The organism is Kineococcus sp. TRM81007 (assembly GCF_022669155.1).
Taxonomy (GTDB): Bacteria; Actinomycetota; Actinomycetes; order Actinomycetales; family Kineococcaceae; genus Kineococcus.
In genome coordinates, this window is record NZ_JALBVB010000057.1 from 131,997 (window position 1) to 148,481 (window position 16,485).

The 16,485-nt window shown below is 74.8% G+C and carries 16 protein-coding genes; 9 read left to right on the forward strand and 7 right to left on the reverse strand.

Features of this window, described 5'->3' with window-relative positions; all coding sequences use genetic code 11:
• Nucleotides 1-6: 6 nt before the first annotated feature.
• Entirely contained in the window at nt 7-987 is a 981-nt protein-coding gene (locus MN205_RS17765; RefSeq protein WP_242129658.1) for an SMP-30/gluconolactonase/LRE family protein, read from the reverse strand.
• 284 nt (nt 988-1,271) lie between these two features.
• Between MN205_RS17765 and recA the strand changes: the two genes are divergently transcribed.
• The 3 genes from recA to MN205_RS17780 all read left to right on the forward strand — a co-directional run bounded on the left by recA (nt 1,272) and on the right by MN205_RS17780 (nt 3,222).
• Nucleotides 1,272-2,318: a recombinase RecA gene (recA, locus tag MN205_RS17770; protein ID WP_242129659.1), complete on the forward strand. Its 1,047-nt coding sequence runs from the start codon at nt 1,272-1,274 to the stop codon at nt 2,316-2,318.
• An 83-nt stretch (nt 2,319-2,401) separates the two neighbouring features.
• Nucleotides 2,402-2,863, forward strand: a complete 462-nt coding sequence (locus tag MN205_RS17775; RefSeq protein WP_374115980.1) for a regulatory protein RecX — start codon at nt 2,402-2,404, stop codon at nt 2,861-2,863.
• Nucleotides 2,864-2,925: 62 nt separating this feature from the next.
• The gene (locus MN205_RS17780) at nt 2,926-3,222 is read left to right on the forward strand and encodes an antibiotic biosynthesis monooxygenase family protein (protein WP_242129661.1); all 297 of its coding nucleotides are present in this window, start codon (nt 2,926-2,928) and stop codon (nt 3,220-3,222) included.
• A gap of 81 nt (nt 3,223-3,303) precedes the next feature.
• Here MN205_RS17780 and MN205_RS17785 read toward each other — a convergent pair whose 3' ends face one another.
• The 4 genes from MN205_RS17785 to MN205_RS17800 form a co-directional block, all read right to left on the reverse strand.
• Nucleotides 3,304-4,224, reverse strand: a complete 921-nt coding sequence (locus MN205_RS17785) for an amino acid ABC transporter permease (RefSeq protein WP_242129662.1) — start codon at nt 4,222-4,224, stop codon at nt 3,304-3,306.
• Nucleotides 4,221-4,871: an amino acid ABC transporter permease gene (locus MN205_RS17790; RefSeq protein WP_242129664.1), complete on the reverse strand. Its 651-nt coding sequence runs from the start codon at nt 4,869-4,871 to the stop codon at nt 4,221-4,223. The genes MN205_RS17785 and MN205_RS17790 overlap by 4 nt, the downstream gene beginning before the upstream one ends.
• Before the next feature lie 104 nt (nt 4,872-4,975).
• On the reverse strand, nt 4,976-5,884 hold the full coding sequence (locus MN205_RS17795; protein WP_242129666.1) for a glutamate ABC transporter substrate-binding protein: 909 nt from the start codon (nt 5,882-5,884) through the stop codon (nt 4,976-4,978).
• A 67-nt stretch (nt 5,885-5,951) separates the two neighbouring features.
• On the reverse strand, nt 5,952-6,737 hold the full coding sequence (locus MN205_RS17800) for an amino acid ABC transporter ATP-binding protein (RefSeq protein ID WP_374115971.1): 786 nt from the start codon (nt 6,735-6,737) through the stop codon (nt 5,952-5,954).
• Nucleotides 6,738-6,845: 108 nt separating this feature from the next.
• Between MN205_RS17800 and miaB the strand changes: the two genes are divergently transcribed.
• Entirely contained in the window at nt 6,846-8,393 is a 1,548-nt protein-coding gene (gene miaB / locus MN205_RS17805) for a tRNA (N6-isopentenyl adenosine(37)-C2)-methylthiotransferase MiaB (RefSeq protein ID WP_242129668.1), read from the forward strand.
• Nucleotides 8,394-8,677: 284 nt separating this feature from the next.
• Here the strand turns inward: miaB and MN205_RS17810 are convergent, their stop codons facing one another.
• On the reverse strand, nt 8,678-9,001 hold the full coding sequence (locus MN205_RS17810; protein ID WP_242129669.1) for an antitoxin: 324 nt from the start codon (nt 8,999-9,001) through the stop codon (nt 8,678-8,680).
• Between the two features lie 128 nt (nt 9,002-9,129).
• On the opposite strand from MN205_RS17810, the gene miaA reads away from it, so the two are divergent.
• Both miaA and dapF read left to right on the forward strand, forming a co-directional pair.
• A complete protein-coding gene (gene miaA / locus MN205_RS17815) occupies nt 9,130-10,050 on the forward strand; it encodes a tRNA (adenosine(37)-N6)-dimethylallyltransferase MiaA (RefSeq protein WP_374115981.1) in 921 nt (306 codons plus the stop codon).
• On the forward strand, nt 10,047-11,024 hold the full coding sequence (gene dapF / locus MN205_RS17820) for a diaminopimelate epimerase (protein ID WP_242129671.1): 978 nt from the start codon (nt 10,047-10,049) through the stop codon (nt 11,022-11,024). The genes miaA and dapF overlap by 4 nt, the downstream gene beginning before the upstream one ends.
• A 48-nt stretch (nt 11,025-11,072) precedes the next feature.
• Here the strand turns inward: dapF and MN205_RS17825 are convergent, their stop codons facing one another.
• Nucleotides 11,073-11,714 carry a class I SAM-dependent methyltransferase gene (locus MN205_RS17825; protein ID WP_242129672.1) on the reverse strand — a complete coding sequence of 214 codons (642 nt, stop codon included), beginning with the start codon at nt 11,712-11,714 and terminating at the stop codon, nt 11,073-11,075.
• Nucleotides 11,715-11,846: 132 nt separating this feature from the next.
• Here MN205_RS17825 and hflX point away from each other — a divergent pair, with 132 nt between their 5' ends.
• The 3 genes from hflX (at nt 11,847) to MN205_RS17840 (ending at nt 16,361) form a co-directional block, all read left to right on the forward strand.
• On the forward strand, nt 11,847-13,436 hold the full coding sequence (gene hflX / locus MN205_RS17830; RefSeq protein WP_242129673.1) for a GTPase HflX: 1,590 nt from the start codon (nt 11,847-11,849) through the stop codon (nt 13,434-13,436).
• A gap of 94 nt (nt 13,437-13,530) precedes the next feature.
• Nucleotides 13,531-15,630 (forward strand): ATP-dependent DNA helicase, encoded by a 2,100-nt coding sequence (locus MN205_RS17835; protein ID WP_242129674.1) that lies wholly within the window; start codon nt 13,531-13,533, stop codon nt 15,628-15,630.
• Between the two features lie 62 nt (nt 15,631-15,692).
• Nucleotides 15,693-16,361, forward strand: coding sequence for an aspartate/glutamate racemase family protein (locus MN205_RS17840; protein WP_242129675.1), 669 nt, complete (start codon nt 15,693-15,695; stop codon nt 16,359-16,361).
• Nucleotides 16,362-16,485: the final 124 nt, after the last annotated feature.

Sequence of the window (16,485 nt, forward strand, 5' to 3'; positions counted from 1 at the left end):
GCGGGGTCAGCCGCCCAGCCACCACAGGCCGGCGCCGGTGGCGCGGGTGCGCAGCCGGTACAGGCTCGTGGACGCCGCCACGAAGACGTCGGTGCCCTCCGGCCCGCCGAAGCAGAGGTTCGCCACGACCTCGCCGACGACCACCTCCAGCAGCCGCGTCCCGTCCGGCGCGAGGACCGTGACGGCGTCGCCGTTCGAGGTCCACACGTTCCCGGCGGTGTCCACCCGGAAGCCGTCGGCCAGGCCGCGGTCCATGGACGCGAAGACGCGGCCGTTCTTGGCGACCGGCCCGCCCGGCCGGGCGTCCGGCCCGCGCCCGCCGGGCGTGCCGCGGCGCACGTCGTAGACCCGGACCAGCCGGTTCGAGCCGCCGCCGGGCGTCGCGGCGGCGGAGGTGTCGGCCACGTACAGCAGCGACTCGTCGGGGGAGAACGCCAGCCCGTTGGGCTCCTCCACGTCCGCCACGACCACCCGCAGCTCGCCCGTGCCGGCGTCGAGGCGGAAGACGAGGTTGTCGCCGTACTCGCGGAAGCCCTCGTGCCCCTCCTCGGGCACGCTGATGCCGTACGGGGGGTCCGTGAACCACACGGCGCCGTCGGAGGCCACGACGACGTCGTTGGGGGAGTTCAGCCGCGCCCCGCCGTAGCGGTCGGCCAGCACCGTGGTGGAACCGTCGTGCTCGCGGCGCTCCACGGAGCGCCGGCCGTGCGAGCAGAACACCTCCCGGCCCTGGTGGTCCAGGGTGCGCCCGTTGGTGAAGCCGACGCGCTCGCGGTCCACGCGCAGCCCGCCCGCCTCGTCCCAGCGCAGCACCCGGTCCCCGGGGATGTCGCTGACCACCAGCGCCCGCTCCTGCGGCAGCCACAGCGGGCCCTCGGCCCAGGTGCTGCCGGTGCCCAGGCGCTCCAGGTGCGCGTGGCGGTCGAGCAGGTCGTGCCCGCGCTGGTCCAGGAACCGTGCTCGGCCCGTCGGGTGGCTGCTGCTCACGTGCGCTCCGTCGCTGCTCGGTGGTCCGGCCGGGCGACCGGCCGGCGGGCACGCGCAGCTTAGGAGGGGGAGCGCCCCGGCCACAGCGACCCGGCGGGCGGAGGGCTGGGAATCGAACACGTGTACGGATAGGATCGCGTCCGTTCCACAGGGGGCCGTCCGGCCCCGCTCTCCACACGCCGGGCCGCGTGCACGGGTCGTGTCGGAGGCGGGTCGTAGCGTTCCCCGGGTCGGAAGAACACACCGGGCCGAAGCTGTCGGCCACCCCTACCCGAGGTGAGGACATGCCCGCTCCTGCGGACCGCGAGAAGGCCCTCGAATCCGCCCTGGCCGCGATCGACAAGTCGTTCGGCAAGGGTTCCGTCATGCGTCTGGGCGACGAGAGCCGCCCGCCCATCGAGGTCATCCCCACGGGTTCGATCTCCCTCGACGTCGCGCTCGGCATCGGCGGCCTGCCGCGCGGGCGCGTCGTGGAGGTGTACGGGCCGGAGTCCTCCGGCAAGACGACCGTCGCCCTGCACGCCGTCGCCAACGCGCAGAAGGCCGGCGGCATCGCCGCCTTCATCGACGCCGAGCACGCGCTGGACCCCGACTACGCCGCCAAGCTGGGCGTCGACACCGACGCGCTGCTCGTCTCCCAGCCGGACACCGGTGAGCAGGCCCTGGAGATCGCGGACATGCTGATCCGCTCCGGCGCGCTGGACATCATCGTCATCGACTCCGTGGCGGCCCTGGTGCCCCGCGCCGAGATCGAGGGCGAGATGGGCGACAGCCACGTCGGCCTGCAGGCCCGCCTGATGTCGCAGGCGCTGCGCAAGATCACCGGTGCGCTGAACCACTCCGGCACCACGGCGATCTTCATCAACCAGCTGCGCGAGAAGATCGGCGTGATGTTCGGCTCGCCGGAGACCACGACCGGCGGCAAGGCGCTGAAGTTCTACGCCTCGGTGCGCCTGGACGTGCGCCGCATCGAGACGCTGAAGGACGGCACCAACCCCGTCGGCAACCGCACCCGCGTCAAGGTCGTCAAGAACAAGGTCAGCCCGCCGTTCAAGCAGGCCGAGTTCGACATCCTCTACGGGCACGGCATCTCCCGCGAGGGCGGTCTGATCGACCTCGGCGTCGAGCACGGCTTCGTGCGCAAGTCCGGCGCCTGGTACACGTACGAGGGCGACCAGCTCGGCCAGGGCAAGGAGAACGCCCGCGCTTTCCTGCGCGACAACCCCGACCTCGGCGACGAGATCGAGAAGCGCATCAAGGAGAAGCTCGGCATCGGCGCCCGCCTCGACGCCCCCGCCGAGGGCGAAGCCGAACCCGCGGTGGCGTTCTGAGCCGAGGTGCCCGCGGTCAGCGGCCTCCCGGTCCGGAGGAGAACCCGGACCGGGAGGCCGACCCGCACGACGTCGCCCGCGCCATCGCGCTGCGCCAGCTGACGATGGCGCCGCGCACGCGCGCCCAGCTGGCCGAGAAGATGGCCGCCAAGGACGTCCCCGAGCAGGTCGCCACCGACGTCCTCGACCGCTTCGAGGAGGTCGGCCTCGTCGACGACGGCGCCTACGCCGAGGCGTACGTGCACTCCCGCTCGCGCAGCCGCGGCAAGCGCGCCCTGGCGCAGGAGCTGCGCCGCAAGGGCGTGGACGAGGAGACCGCGCGCGACGCCCTGGAGGGCGTCGACGACGCCACCGAGGAGCAGGCGGCGCGCGAGCTCCTGCGCCGTCCCCTGGCCGCCACCCGAGGGCTGGACCGCGCTGCGCGCCAGCGCCGGCTCGCCGGTGTCCTGGCCCGGCGCGGCTACCCGCCGGGCCTCGTCATGCGCCTGGTGCGCGAGGCGATCGGGGAGGACGAGGCCGCTGTGGACGCCGACCCGCTCGACTGACCCCGGCGGGCGCTCTTCGCGCCACCTGGCTAGCCTCCCCGCAGCCCCGACGAGGAGGACCCGTGAGCATCACGTCCCTGCTGGACCTGCACCTGAAGCCGGAGGCCGTCGCCGACGCCCCCGCCGTCCTCACCGAGACCCTCGAGGCCACCCGCGCCTTCGAGGGCAACCTCGGGGTGGACGTCCTGCGCGACGCCGCCGACGAGGCGCACGTGCTGGTGCTGGAGCGCTGGGAGTCCCTGGAGGCCGACGACGCCTACCGCGCCTGGCGCGCCACCCCCGAGGGCGCCTCGCGTCTCGGTGAGCTGCTCAGCGCACCGCCCGTCCTGACGCGGTTCACCACCGACCCCGGCATCTGAGCCCGGGCCCCGGACGGGGCTCACGGCAGGAGGGCCGCCACCCCGTCACNGGCGGCCCTCCTGCCGTGCCTGGGCGAGCAGTCAGGGACGTGTGCCGGTCGTCCGGTCCGCGGCGTCGGTGTCCGTCTGCTGCTCCGCGTCCGGGGCGGTGGACGCGCGGGTCCGTCGCCTGCGGCCCTGCCCGGACATCCGCCGCTGCACCAGCTTCGCCAGCTGCTCCAGCAGCAGGTTGATCGCGATGTAGATCAGGCCGATGACGAAGTACGACTGCAGGCGGTTGTCGAGGAAGCCGCCGAGCTGGTCCGCGATCTTCAGGAGGTCCTCGATCTGGCTGAGCACGATGCTCGCCAGCGCCGTGTCCTTGAGGATGACGATGAGCTGGCTGATGATCGCCGGCAGCATGACGCGCACCGCCTGCGGCAGCTGGATCGTGCGCATGACCTGACCGCGGGTCAGACCCACCGCCAGGCCGGCCTCCACCTGCCCCTTGGGCAGGGACAGGATCCCCGCCCGGGTGATCTCCGAGATGATCACCGAGTTGTACAGGGTGAGAGCGATCACCAGGGTCGTCACCGAGCCCTGGTAGACGTCGAGCGCCCGCATCAGGACGTCGACGTACAGGATCGACACGATGACCGGCAGACCGCGCAGCAGCTCGATGACCCCGATGAGCGGGATCCGGGCCACCCGGCCCAGGCTCAGTCGCGCCGCGGCCAGGGCCAGGCCGATGACCAGGGACAGCACCACCGCGAAGAACGCCGCGCGCAGCGTCACCAGCAGCCCCTCGCCGATGCGCTGCCACACCGCGTCGAACTGCTCGTCGGAGGGGTCGACCAGCGGGCTCCACAGCTCGGCGTCGAGCTGCCCGCGCTCCGCCAGGCGCAGCACGATGAGCGCCACCACGCCCGCGATCACGAGGCCCGCCACGACGCTGGCGATGAACGCGCGCCGCCGGGCCCTGGGGCCCGGTGCGTCGAAGAGGACGGCGGTGGGTTCGCTCACCGGGCCACCGCCGCACGCCGCTCGAACAGCGCCAGCAGCGCGCTCGCCGTGAGGGTCATGACGAGGAAGCCGATCGCCACACCGGTGAGCACGGGCAGCGCCGCGTACCCCTGGGCGCTGGTGAGGCGGTTGTAGACGCTGAACAGGTCCCCGCCGACGCCCAGGGCGCCGACGACCGCCGAGTTCTTGATCATCGCGATGAGGACATTGCCGACGGGCGGCACCACCGCGCGCAGCGCCTGCGGCAGCACGATGAGCCCCAGCGTCTGCGAGAACGTCAACCCGATGGAGCGGGCCGCCTCGGCCTGGCCGGTCGGCACCGTCGCCACCCCGGAGCGCACGGCCTCGCAGACGAACGCCGAGGTGTACAGGACGAGGCCCACCACGCCGAACACGTAGTAGGAGGCGTTGATCCCGACCGCCGGGATGCCGAAGGCCATGGTGAACAGCACGATCGCCAGCGGTGTGTTGCGCAGCCAGGTCACGTAGAAGGTGCCGAAGGCCCGCAGCACCGGCACGGGGGAGATGCGGAAGACGGCGAGCACCGTGCCCCAGACGAGGCTGCCCAGCAGCCCCCAGGCGGCGATGCCGAGGGAGCGCAGGAACCCGCTGGCGAACAGGCCGAGGTTCTCGAGGACGGGGTCCACGGGTGAGGGCCTCCGGGGTGGGGTGGGACACGGAGGAGGACGGCGGCCACGTCGTCGGGGCCCTCGTCCCCCTCCGTGCGATCAGGGGGCGTCTACCCGGAGGGTCAGGCGCAGGGGTCCAGCTCGGGCAGCTCGGGCACCTCGGTGCCCTCGTACTGGCCGGCCGTCGCCGTCCAGGCCTCCTCGTAGGCGCCGCTCTCGGCCATCTCGGTCAGCGACTCGTTGATGAACTCGCAGAAGGCGGTGTTCCCCTTCTCGATGCCGATGCCGTAGGGCTCCTCGGTGAACTGCTCGCCGACGAGCTTGAACTCGCCCTCGTTCTCGGCGACGTAGCCGGTGAGGATGACGTTGTCGGTCGTCAGCGCCTGGACCTGGCCGTTCTGCATCGCGGAGACGCAGTCGTCGTAGACCTCGAAGGTCACGAGCTGGTCGGGGCTGGCCAGGTACTGGCGGATGTTCTCCGCCGGGGTGGAGCCGGTCACCGAGCAGATCTTCACGTCCGGGTTGGCCGCGAGGTCCTCGGGGCCGGTGATCGTCGTGTTGTCGGCGTTCACCATGATCTGCTGCCCGGCCACGTAGTACGGCCCGGCGAAGGTGATCCGCTCCTTGCGCTTGTCGTTGATGGTGTAGGTGGCCACGACCATGTCGACGTCGCCGTTGGCGATGAGGTCCTCGCGGCGGGCGCTGGGCGCCTCCACCCACTCGATGTCCTCCGGGCTCACGCCCATCTGCGCGGCGACGTACTCGGCGACCTCGACGTCGAAGCCGGCGGGGGTCCCCTCGAGGTCGGCCAGGCCGAAACCGGGCTGGTCGAACTTCGTGCCGATGGTGACGGTGCCCGCCTCCTGGACCTCGGCCATCGTCGTGCCGGCCTCGAAGGTGGCGCTGGTGTCCACCTCCGGCTGCGCGACCTCGCCCTCGGCGCCGGTGGAGGCGTCGTCGCCACCGCAGGCGGTGAGCGTGAGCAGGGCGGTCACCGTGGCGGCGAACGCTGCGCTGCGGGTCTTCCTCATGGGGTCCTCCTGGGTCGTGTCGGTCGTGCGGTCGCCGCTGCGGGGCCGGTCGTGACCGGCCCGGACGTCAGTGGGTGAGGATCTTGGACAGGAAGTCCTTGGCGCGCTCGTGCTTCGGGGCGGTGAAGAAGGTCTCCGGCTCGGCGTCCTCGACGATCTGCCCGTCGGCCATGAAGACGACGCGGTCGGCGGCCCGGCGGGCGAAGCCCATCTCGTGCGTGACGACGATCATGGTCATGCCCGACTTCGCCAGCCCCGTCATGACGTCGAGGACCTCGTTGATCATCTCGGGGTCCAGGGCGGAGGTCGGCTCGTCGAAGAGCATGACCTTCGGGTCCATGGCCAGCGCCCGGGCGATGGCCACGCGCTGCTGCTGCCCGCCGGACAGCTGCGCGGGGTACTTGTCGGCCTGGTTGGCCACGCCCACGCGCTCGAGCAGCTCGTCGGCGCGCTTGCGGGCCTGCTCTGCGCTCACCCCGCGCGCCTTCACCGGCCCCAGGGTGACGTTCTCGCGCACGGTCTTGTGGGCGAACAGGTTGAAGGACTGGAAGACCATGCCGACGTCGGCGCGCAGCTTCGCCAGCGCCTTGCCCTCCTGCGGCAGGTCCTCGCCGGCGATGGTGATGCGGCCGGAGTCGATGGTCTCGAGCCGGTTGATCGTGCGGCACAGCGTCGACTTGCCCGAGCCGGAGGGCCCGATGACGACGACGACCTCGCCCTCGGCGACCGTCAGGTCCACGTCGCGCAGCACGTGCAGGGCGCCGAAGTGCTTGTCCACGTGCTCCAGTCGCACCAGCGGCCGGCGCGCGCCGGCGGCGCCGGACGGGGTGGTGGCCGCGGAGGGGTCACTCATGCGGCCAGAACGTACAGGCACCGTGCACGGTGCCCACCGGACGCCCACGGATGCGGGCAGATCGTGACCCGAGCGTGATCTCCGGGCGTTGACCTACCCTGGACGGCGATGAGCACGCCCACCGTCCCCCGCCCGACCGGCCCGCTCGACGCGCCGGTCGGGGCAGCCGCGCCCGAGCAGGCGCCCCGCACCTACCAGGTGCGCACCTTCGGCTGCCAGATGAACGTCCACGACTCCGAGCGCCTGTCCGGGCTGCTGGAGGACGCCGGCTACGTCCGCTTCGACGAAGCGGGCGGCGACGGCCCGGCTGAACCGGACGTCGTCGTGTTCAACACGTGCGCGGTGCGCGAGAACGCCGACAACAAGCTGTACGGCAACCTCGGTCACCTGGCGCCCGTGAAGGAGCGCCGCCCGGGCATGCAGATCGCCGTCGGCGGCTGCCTGGCGCAGAAGGACCGCGGGGAGATCGTCCGCAAGGCGCCGTGGGTGGACGTCGTCTTCGGCACCCACAACGTGGGTTCGCTGCCGGCGCTGCTGGAGCGCGCCCGGCACAACGCGAAGGCCCAGGTGGAGATCCTGGAGTCGCTGGAGGTCTTCCCCTCCACGCTGCCCACCCGCCGCGAGTCGCCCTACGCGGCGTGGGTGTCCGTCTCGGTGGGCTGCAACAACACCTGCACCTTCTGCATCGTGCCGTCGCTGCGCGGCAAGGAGAAGGACCGCCGCCCCGGCGACGTGCTCGCCGAGGTCGAGGCGCTGGTGTCCGAGGGCGTGCTCGAGGTGACGCTGCTGGGGCAGAACGTCAACACCTACGGTGTGGAGTTCGGCGACAAGCTCGCCTTCGGCAAGCTGCTGCGCGCCACCGGCGGCATCGCCGGCCTGGAGCGGGTCCGCTTCACCAGCCCGCACCCGTCCAGCTTCACCAGCGACGTCATCGACGCCATGGCCGAGACGCCCAACGTCATGCCGAGCCTGCACATGCCGTTGCAGTCCGGTTCCGACCGCGTGCTCAAGGCCATGCGCCGCTCGTACCGGCGCACCCGCTTCCTCTCCATCCTGGAGGAGGTGCGCGGGCGCATCCCCGACGCGGCGATCACCACCGACATCATCGTCGGCTTCCCCGGCGAGACGGAGGAGGACTTCCAGCAGACGCTGGAGGTCGTCGCCGAGGCCCGCTTCGCCAGCGCCTTCACGTTCCAGTACTCCCCGCGGCCGGGCACGCCGGCCGCCACCATGGGCGATCAGGTGCCCAAGGCCGTGGTGCAGGAGCGCTACGAGCGGCTCACCGCGCTGCAGGACGAGATCGCCTACGCCGAGAACCGCGCCCAGGTGGGCCGCACCTACGAGGTGCTCGTCGCCGAGGGCGAGGGCCGCAAGGACGCCGCCACGCAGCGGCTGTCGGGGCGCGCCCCGGACAACCGGCTCGTGCACTTCTCGCTGCCCGAGGGGACGACCGCGCCCCGCCCCGGGGACGTCGCCACGGTCACGATCAGCCGCGGTGCCCCGCACTACCTCGAGGCCGACGCCACCGAGACCTTCGCGGTGCGGCGCACCCGCGCCGGGGACGCGTGGGAGGCCCGCCAGGCGCGACCCGAGCCCGCTGCGGCCACCGGCCCGCGGCCCGTCGGGCTGGGGCTGCCCACGATCCGCCGGCGCTGAGGCCGAGCCCGCCGACGCACGAGGGCCCCGCACCGGACGGTGCGGGGCCCTCGTGCGCGTCCTGCCGGTGTCACATCGGCGGTGGCGTGGCCGGGCCCGGCTCGGGGTCCGGGCCCGGCGTGGGGCCGGGGTCCGGCTGCGGCGGCTGGCCCGGCGTGCCCGGTTGCGGAACCGGGCTCGGCGGCTGCGGCGTGGTCGGCGGTGTGGTGGGGATCGTCATCTCGTCCTCCCGAGGTGTCGGACGTGCTCGTTCCCGTGCGGATCGTGCTCCCGGTGCGCTCGCCTCAGCGGGCGGGACCGGACATCGGCGTGCCGTCGGTGCGCGTGCCGCCGCGCATCGGCGTGCCCCAGCCCTCGAAGCCGGGACGCACACCGGCGGCTCGCTGCCAGCCCGTCTGCGCGACCTTCGTCGCGCGGTCCAGCGGGCCGGCGTAGCGGCCCTCGGTGCGCTCGTTGACGAACGTCGTGGCCCTGCGGAAGACGGTGTCGGCCTGCTGGGAGTGCTGTCCCGCGAACTCCCCCGCCCGGGTGCGGGCCTGCTCCGCTGCGACGCGGGCCTGCTCCACGGCCTCGTCCAGCTTCAGCCCCAGGTACTTCATGGTGCCCACGGCTCCTCCTCGTTCCTCGCGTCCGTGCAGCGTCCGTGCAGCGTCCGTGCAGCGTCCGTGCCGCGTCCACTGTCTGCCACCATCGGCCCGTGGGCCAGTCGAGATCACCGCACCCGACCGCGACGCCCGTGGTCGCGGTGGTCGGCCCCACCGCCTCCGGCAAGTCCGACGTCGCGGTGGCGCTGGCGCACCTGCTGCCCGGTGGGGCGGAGGTCGTCAACGCCGACGCCATGCAGCTGTACCGGGGCATGGACGTCGGCACCGCCAAGCTGACCGCCGCGGAGATGCGCGGCGTGCCGCACCACCTGCTCGACGTGCTGGAGGTGACCGAGGCCGCCGACGTCGCCAGCTACCAGCGCCTGGCCCGCACCGCGTTCGAGGAGATCGCCGCCCGTGGCCGGACCCCGCTGCTGGTCGGCGGGTCGGGGCTGTACGTGCGCGCCGCCCTGGACGAGATGCGCTTCCCCGGCACCGACGCCGCCGTGCGGGCCCGGTGGGAGGCGCGCCTGGCCGAGGTGGGGCCGCAGCGGCTGCACGCCGAGCTGGCCGCGCGCGACCCGGCCGCTGCGGCGGCGATCCTGCCCTCCAACGGCCGCCGCATCGTGCGCGCGCTGGAGGTGGGGGAGATCACCGGCGAGCCGTTCGCCGCGTCCCTGCCCGAGCAGCGCTACGTGCGCCCGGCCGTGCAGGTCGGTCTGGCCGTGCCGCGCGAGCAGCTCGACGCCCGCATCGACGCCCGGGTGCGGCGCATGTGGGACGCCGGCCTCGTCGAGGAGGTGCGCCGGCTGGAGGCCGCCGGGCTGCGCGAGGGCCTGACCGCATCCCGCGCGCTCGGCTACGCGCAGGTCCTCGACGCCCTGGACGGCACCACCACCGAGGCCGAGGCCGCCGAGCTGACCGCCCGGCTGACGCGCCGCTTCGCCCGCAAGCAGGAGTCGTGGTTCCGCCGCGACGGGCGGGTGCGCTGGCTCGACGCCCCCGACGGCGCAGACCCCCGCGAGCTGGCCGAGCGGGTGCTCGACCTGCTGGCCGTAGAGTCGGCCGCGTGAGCGAGCAGAGCCCCGCCGGCGGCGCCGGCACCAGCGGCAGCGCCTTCACCAAGGGCCACGGCACCGAGAACGACTTCGTCCTCGTCGCCGACCCCGAGGGGACCTGGGACCCCTCCCCGGACGTCGTCGCGCGCCTGTGCGACCGGCGCGCCGGGATCGGCGGCGACGGCCTGATCCGCGCCGTGCGCTGCGCCGCCCTGCCCGCGGGCGTGCACCTCGCCGGTCAGGCGGAGTGGTTCATGGACTACCGCAACGCCGACGGCTCGGTCGCCGAGATGTGCGGCAACGGCGTGCGGGTGTTCGCCGAGTTCCTGCTCACCGAGGGTCACCTGCCCGCCGAGGCGGGGGACGGTCGCTGGTTCAGCGTCGGCACCCGGGCCGGGCTGAAGCGGCTGCGCCGCGAACCCGACGGGCGCTGGACCGCCGACATGGGCCCCTGGCGCCTGACCGGCGGGGAGCGCGCGTTGGCCGACGGCTCCGACGCCCGGGTCGCCGTGGCGGGCCTGGACGGCGTGGTGCGCCCGGCGCTGTCGGTGGACCTGGGCAACCCGCACACCGTCGTCGCGCTCGCCGAGGCCTCGGAACTGGTCCACGCCGACCTCGTGCACGCCCCGCAGGTGGACCCCGCGCCCCCGCACGGCACCAACGTCGAGCTCGTCGTGCCGCTGCTCGCGGTGGACGTCACCGGCGACCACGTCGCCGACATCGGCGACGTGCGCATGCGGGTGCACGAGCGCGGCGTGGGGGAGACCCGCTCCTGCGGCACGGGCGCGTGCGCGGCGGCGCTGGCCACCCGCGCCTGGGCGGGGCCCGGCTCGCCGGACGTGTGGCGGGTGGAGGTGCCCGGCGGCGAGGTCGTCGTCACCGTCGGGCGGGGCTCCACCCTGGTGGAGGGCACCGTCTGGCTGACCGGGCCGGCCGTGCTGGTCGCGACGGGCAGGCTGGCGCCGCAGCTGCTGACCGAACCCGCCTGAGGTCCGTCGGGGCCCGACCGGACCCCGACCGGACCCGGACGGGCTCGCTCAGCCGCGCCGCACGGTCAGCACCCGGAAGCCCTTCGAGGACGTCGTGCGCGTCGTCCCCGCCCCCGGCAGCACGGACGGCAGCTGCGCGTCCAGCCACCGGTGCAGGGAGTCCGCGCCGAGGTTCTTCTGCACCACCAGGTGCGCCTCGCCGCCGGGGGCCAGGCGCGGCAGCCAGCGCAGCAGCAGCGCGTGCAGGGCCTCCTTGCCCACCCGGATCGGCGGGTTGGACCACACCCGCTCGAACGCCACGTCGTCCGGCACCTCGTCGGGCAGGCACGCGCGCACCTCGACGCCCAGGCGCTGCGCGTTGCCCCGCAGCAGGTGCAGGGCCCGCTCGTTGACGTCCACCGCCCACACCCGCCGCCGCGGCTGGCGCAGCGCCAGCGTCAGCGCCACCGGTCCCCACCCGCAGCCGAGGTCCAGCACGTCGCCGGTGGCGTCCGGCTCGTCGGGCACGAGCGGCAGCAGCACCGCGGTGCCCGGGTCGACGCGCTCGGCGCTGAAGACGCCCGGCGCCGTCTGCACCGCCACCTCCCGCCCCGCCAGCCGCACACGCACCTCGCGCCGTTCGTCCGGGGCGGCCGGCCGGGCCGTGAAGTAGTGCTCGCCGTCCTGCTGCTGCGTCCCGCTGCTGACCACGCGACGAGGGTAGGGCGCGGCGGGGGCCGTCCCGGAGCCCCGGCGCGCCGCGCGGAATTGCGTGGACCCCCGGGTCGTTGAGCTGGATGCTGGTACCTCGACCCGTGAGGGACCGCACGACCTGGGAGGTCCATGAACCACCGTTCCTCGCCGGCCCGCCCGTCCGCGACGCAGCAGTCGCCGGGCACCGCGCACGACGACCTGCACGAGACCGTGCCGGGCGACGCGCGCGAGGTGGACCGCGACACCGATTTCGACCGCGCCCTGGCCCGCATCCTCGCCGGCCACGACACGGCGGTCCCGACGAGTGGTGGCGAGGCGGCGGACGAGCGCGACTACGACGGCGACCAGCTCGACCTGGCCGACCGCCGCGCGCTGCGCCGCGCCGCCGGGCTGTCCACCGAACTGGCCGACGTCACCGAGGTCGAGTACCGGCAGCTCCGCCTGGAGCGCGTCGTCCTCGCCGGGGTCTGGTCCAGCGCCGACTCCAGCCGCCAGGAGGCGGAGGTCTCCCTGCAGGAGCTCTCGGCGCTCGCGGCGACCGCCGGCTCCGACGTCCTCGCCGGCGTCCTGCAGCGGCGCAGCAACCCCGACCCCGCCAGCTACCTGGGCGCGGGCAAGGCCGCCGCGCTGGCGGACCTCGTCGCCGCCGAGGGCGCCGACACCGTCGTGTGCGACGGCGAGCTGACCGCGTCGCAGCGGCGCGGGCTGGAGGACATCGTCAAGGTCAAGGTCGTCGACCGCACGGCCGTGATCCTCGACATCTTCGCCCAGCACGCCAAGAGCCGGGAGGGCAAGGCGCAGGTCGAGCTCGCCCAGCTCGACTACCTGTTGCCGCGCCTGCGCGGCTGGGGCGAGTCGATGTCCCGCCAGGCCGGTGGCCGCGTCGCCGGCGGTGCGGGGATCGGCTCGCGCGGTCCCGGTGAGACGAAGATCGAGCTGGACCGCCGCCGCATCCGCTCCCGCATGGCCAAGCTGCGCCGGGAGATCCGCGGCATGGGCACGGCTCGCGACGCCAAGCGCTCCCTGCGCGTGGCGCGCGCGGTGCCGTCGGTCTCGATCGCCGGTTACACCAACGCGGGCAAGTCCTCGCTGCTGAACCGCCTCACCGGGGCGGGGGTGCTCGTGGAGGACGCGCTGTTCGCCACCCTGGACCCCACGGTCCGGCGCGCGCAGACGCCCGAGGGGCGGCCCTACACGCTGGCCGACACCGTCGGTTTCGTGCGGCAGCTGCCGCACCAGCTCGTGGAGGCGTTCCGCTCCACCCTGGAGGAGGTCGCCGAGGCCGACCTCGTCCTGCACGTCGTCGACGGCTCCCACCCCGACCCCGAGGGGCAGCTGGCGGCGGTGCGCACGGTGCTCGCCGAGGTGGGCGCCGACAAGGTGACGGAGCTGGTGGCGGTCAACAAGTGCGACGTGGCCGACCCGGAGGTGCTGCAGCGCCTGCTCGCCCGCGAGCGCGGCGCCGTCGTCGTCTCCGCCCGCACCGGCGAGGGGGTCGAGCAGCTGCGCGAGCGCATCGCGGAGCTGCTGCCCGTGCCGGACGTCGAGGTCGAGGTGTGCGTGCCGTACGACCGCGGCGAGCTGGTGCACCGGGTGCACACCACCGGCCAGGTCCTCGTGGAGGAGCACACCGCCTCCGGCACCCGGCTCCGGGCACGGGTGCGACCGCGCCTGGCCGCCGAGCTGGGGCCGTACCGGCTCAGCGCCGCGCGCGCCTGAGCCGCGCTCTCCACAGCACCGCGCGCCCGGGGACCCCGGGCGCGCGGTGTGGACGGTGGCGGGAGGACCACCCCTCGTCGGCGAGGATGGTCCGGTGAGCGCGCCCAGCACCGAGCAGGTCCACGAGGAGGCCGGTGCGTCCGGCGAGGCCGGTGCGTCCGGCGAGGCCGGTGCGTCCGGCGAGGCCGGGGGTGCCGGCGCCGCCGAGCTGCTGGGCGTCGTCGTGGACGCGCTCGGCGGGCAGCGCCGCGACGGGCAGGCCCGGATGGCTCGCGCGGTCGCCGAGGCCGTGCGCGACGAGCGGCACCTGCTCGTGCAGGCCGGCACCGGCACCGGCAAGTCCATGGCCTACCTGGTGCCCGCCGTCGCCCACGCCGTGCGCGAGCGCTCCCGCGTGGTCGTCACCACCGCCACCCTCGCCCTGCAGGCGCAGGTCGTCGAACGGGACCTCCCGCGCCTGGCGCGCGCCCTGGCTCCCGAGCTGGGCCGGGAGCCCACCTGGGAGCTGCTGAAGGGCCGCGCGAACTACGTGTGCCGCAACAAGCTCGACGGCGGTTTCCCCGCCGACGAGGCCGCGCTCTTCGACGTGGCCGCCCCCGCGGGCGAGCCCGGGGCGGGCAGCTCCGACTCCGGCCGGCTCGGACGGGAGGTGGTGCGCCTGCGCGAGTGGGCCGCGACCACCCGCACCGGTGACCGCGACGAGCTGGAGCCCGGCGTGGGCGACCGCGCCTGGCGGCAGGTGTCCGTCTCGGCGCGCGAGTGCCTGGGCGGGCAGCGCTGCCCCGTGGCCGCCGAGTGCTTCTCGGAGCGGGTTCGCGCGAGGGCGCGGGAGGTCGACGTCGTCGTCACCAACCACGCCATGACGGCGATCGACGCCCTGGAGGGCTCCGGCCAGCTGCTGCCCGAGCACGACGTCCTCGTCGTCGACGAGGCCCACGAGCTCGCCGACCGCGTCACCGCGGTCGCCACCGCGGAGCTCTCCGGCACGGTCCTGAGCGCCGCGGCCCGCCGGCTGCGGCGCTCGGCGGGCGTCGTCGGCGAGGCGCTGGAGGACGCCGGGGTAGCGCTGGACGCCGCGCTGCAGGACAGCGCCCCCGGGCGGCTGGACACCTGGCCGGCGGCCCTGGCCACCGCCGTGACCGCCGTGCGCGACGGCGCCCGCACCGCCCTGAGCGACCTCAAGGTCGCCTCCGACGGCGCCGCGAAGGAGGAGGACGCCGAGACCCGCGGTGCCCGCCACCTGGCGCGCGCGGCCGTGCAGGAGGTGTTCACCGTCGCCGAGCGCCTCGCGGAGGGCTCCGAGCACGACGTCGCCTGGATCACCGCGGGCGGCCCCGGCGGACGAGGCCCCTCGCTGCACGTGGCGCCGCTGTCGGTGGCCGGTCTCCTGCGCGAGCGCGTGTTCACCGACCGCACCGTCGTGGCCACCTCCGCCACCCTCACCCTCGGCGGTTCCTTCGACCCGGTCGCCGGTTCCTTCGGGCTGCGCCGGGGCGAGGGGGAGCGGTCCGGCTGGACGGGGCTCGACGTCGGCAGCCCCTTCGACTACCCCCGCCAGGGCATCCTCTACGTGGCCCGGCACCTGCCTCCCCCCGGGCGCACCGGCCCGCCGGACGCCGTCCTCGACGAGCTGGCCTCCCTCGTCGACGCCGCCGGCGGGCGCACCCTCGGGCTGTTCTCCTCCCGCCGCGCCGCGGAGGAGGCCGCCGCCGGGGTGCGCGAGCGCACCGGGCGCACCGTGCTGTGCCAGGGCGACGACCGGCTGCCGCGCCTGGTGCGCCGCTTCGCCGAGGAGCCGGCGACGTCGCTGTTCGGCACCCTGTCGCTGTGGCAGGGCGTCGACGTCCCCGGCGCCAGCTGCCAGCTCGTCGTCATCGACCGCATCCCCTTCCCGCGCCCGGACGACCCGCTGATGTCCGCGCGCGCACGCGCCGTGGACGGCGCCGGCGGCAACGGGTTCCTCACCGTCTCCGCCGCCCACGCCGCCGTGCGCCTGGCCCAGGGCGCGGGGCGCCTGGTGCGCGCCGCGGGCGACCGCGGCGTCGTGGCCGTCCTCGACCCCCGGCTGGCCACCGCCCGCTACGGCGGCTTCCTGCGCGGCAGCCTGCCGGCCTTCTGGGTGACGGACTCCCCCGACGTGGTGAGGCGGGCCCTGCACCGGCTGGACGCGGCCGCCGCTGCACCGGCCGGGTGACGCTCGCCGCCGTACCGGGGGTGGGTGCTGCCCCGAGGACCCGCGCCTGGCATCCTCACCCCGTGGCCACCGTCGGCTTCCTCCACACCGCGCACGCGCACGTGCGCACCTTCAGGGACCTCCTGCACCAGCGCGACGAGACCGTCGCCGGCCTGCACCTCGTGGACACCGGGCTGCTCGCCGCCGCCCGCGCACGCGGCGCGGCGAGCGTGCGGGACGCGCTGGCGGACCGCCTGCGCCGCCTGGTCGCCGAGGGCGCCGAGCTGGTGCTGACCACGTGCTCGGAGACCGGCCCCGAGGCCGAGCGCGTCGGGGCCGAGGTCGGCGTGCGGGTGCTGCGCGTGGACCGGCCCATGGCCGAGGCCGCGGTCCTGGCCGGACGGCGCATCGCCCTCGTCAGCTCCCTGGACGACGCGGCCGCCGCGCTGCGGCCGCTGCTGCACGAGTCCGCGGCCGCCACCGGCCGCGAGGTGCAGCTCGTCGAGGTCCGCTGCCTGGACGCGTGGCCCTCCTTCGAGTCCGGGGACCTGGAGACGTACTCGGCCAGCGTCGCCGACACCGTGCGGCGCGAGGTGCGCGCCCTCCGGCCGCCGGTGGACGTCGTCGTGCTGGCGCAGGCCAGCATGATCGGTGCCGCTCCGCTGCTGCGGGACCTGGACCTGCCCGTCCTCACCTCCCCGCGCCTGGCCGTCGAGGCGGTGGTGGAGATGGTGGTCCCCATCGGTCGCTAGGTGCACCGGCCGCCGGGGCCGGTCGCGCGCAGGCGCCCTGTGGCGCGTTTCGGTGCGCGGTGCACCGGGTAGCTGAGGACTGGGGACCGCGGAGCGGACCCCACGGTCGCCTACGGCCGTCCCC

Bases quoted from the DNA above. Each gene is read 5' to 3' on its own strand.
- hflX (WP_242129673.1), top strand. From the start codon at position 11,847: ATGAACCACCGTTCCTCGCCGGCCCGCCCGTCCGCGACGCAGCAGTCG.
- recA (WP_242129659.1), top strand. From the start codon at position 1,272: ATGCCCGCTCCTGCGGACCGCGAGAAGGCCCTCGAATCCGCCCTGGCC.
- MN205_RS17795 (WP_242129666.1), bottom strand. From the start codon at position 5,884: ATGAGGAAGACCCGCAGCGCAGCGTTCGCCGCCACGGTGACCGCCCTG.
- MN205_RS17800 (WP_374115971.1), bottom strand. From the start codon at position 6,737: ATGAGTGACCCCTCCGCGGCCACCACCCCGTCCGGCGCCGCCGGCGCG.
- miaB (WP_242129668.1), top strand. From the start codon at position 6,846: ATGAGCACGCCCACCGTCCCCCGCCCGACCGGCCCGCTCGACGCGCCG.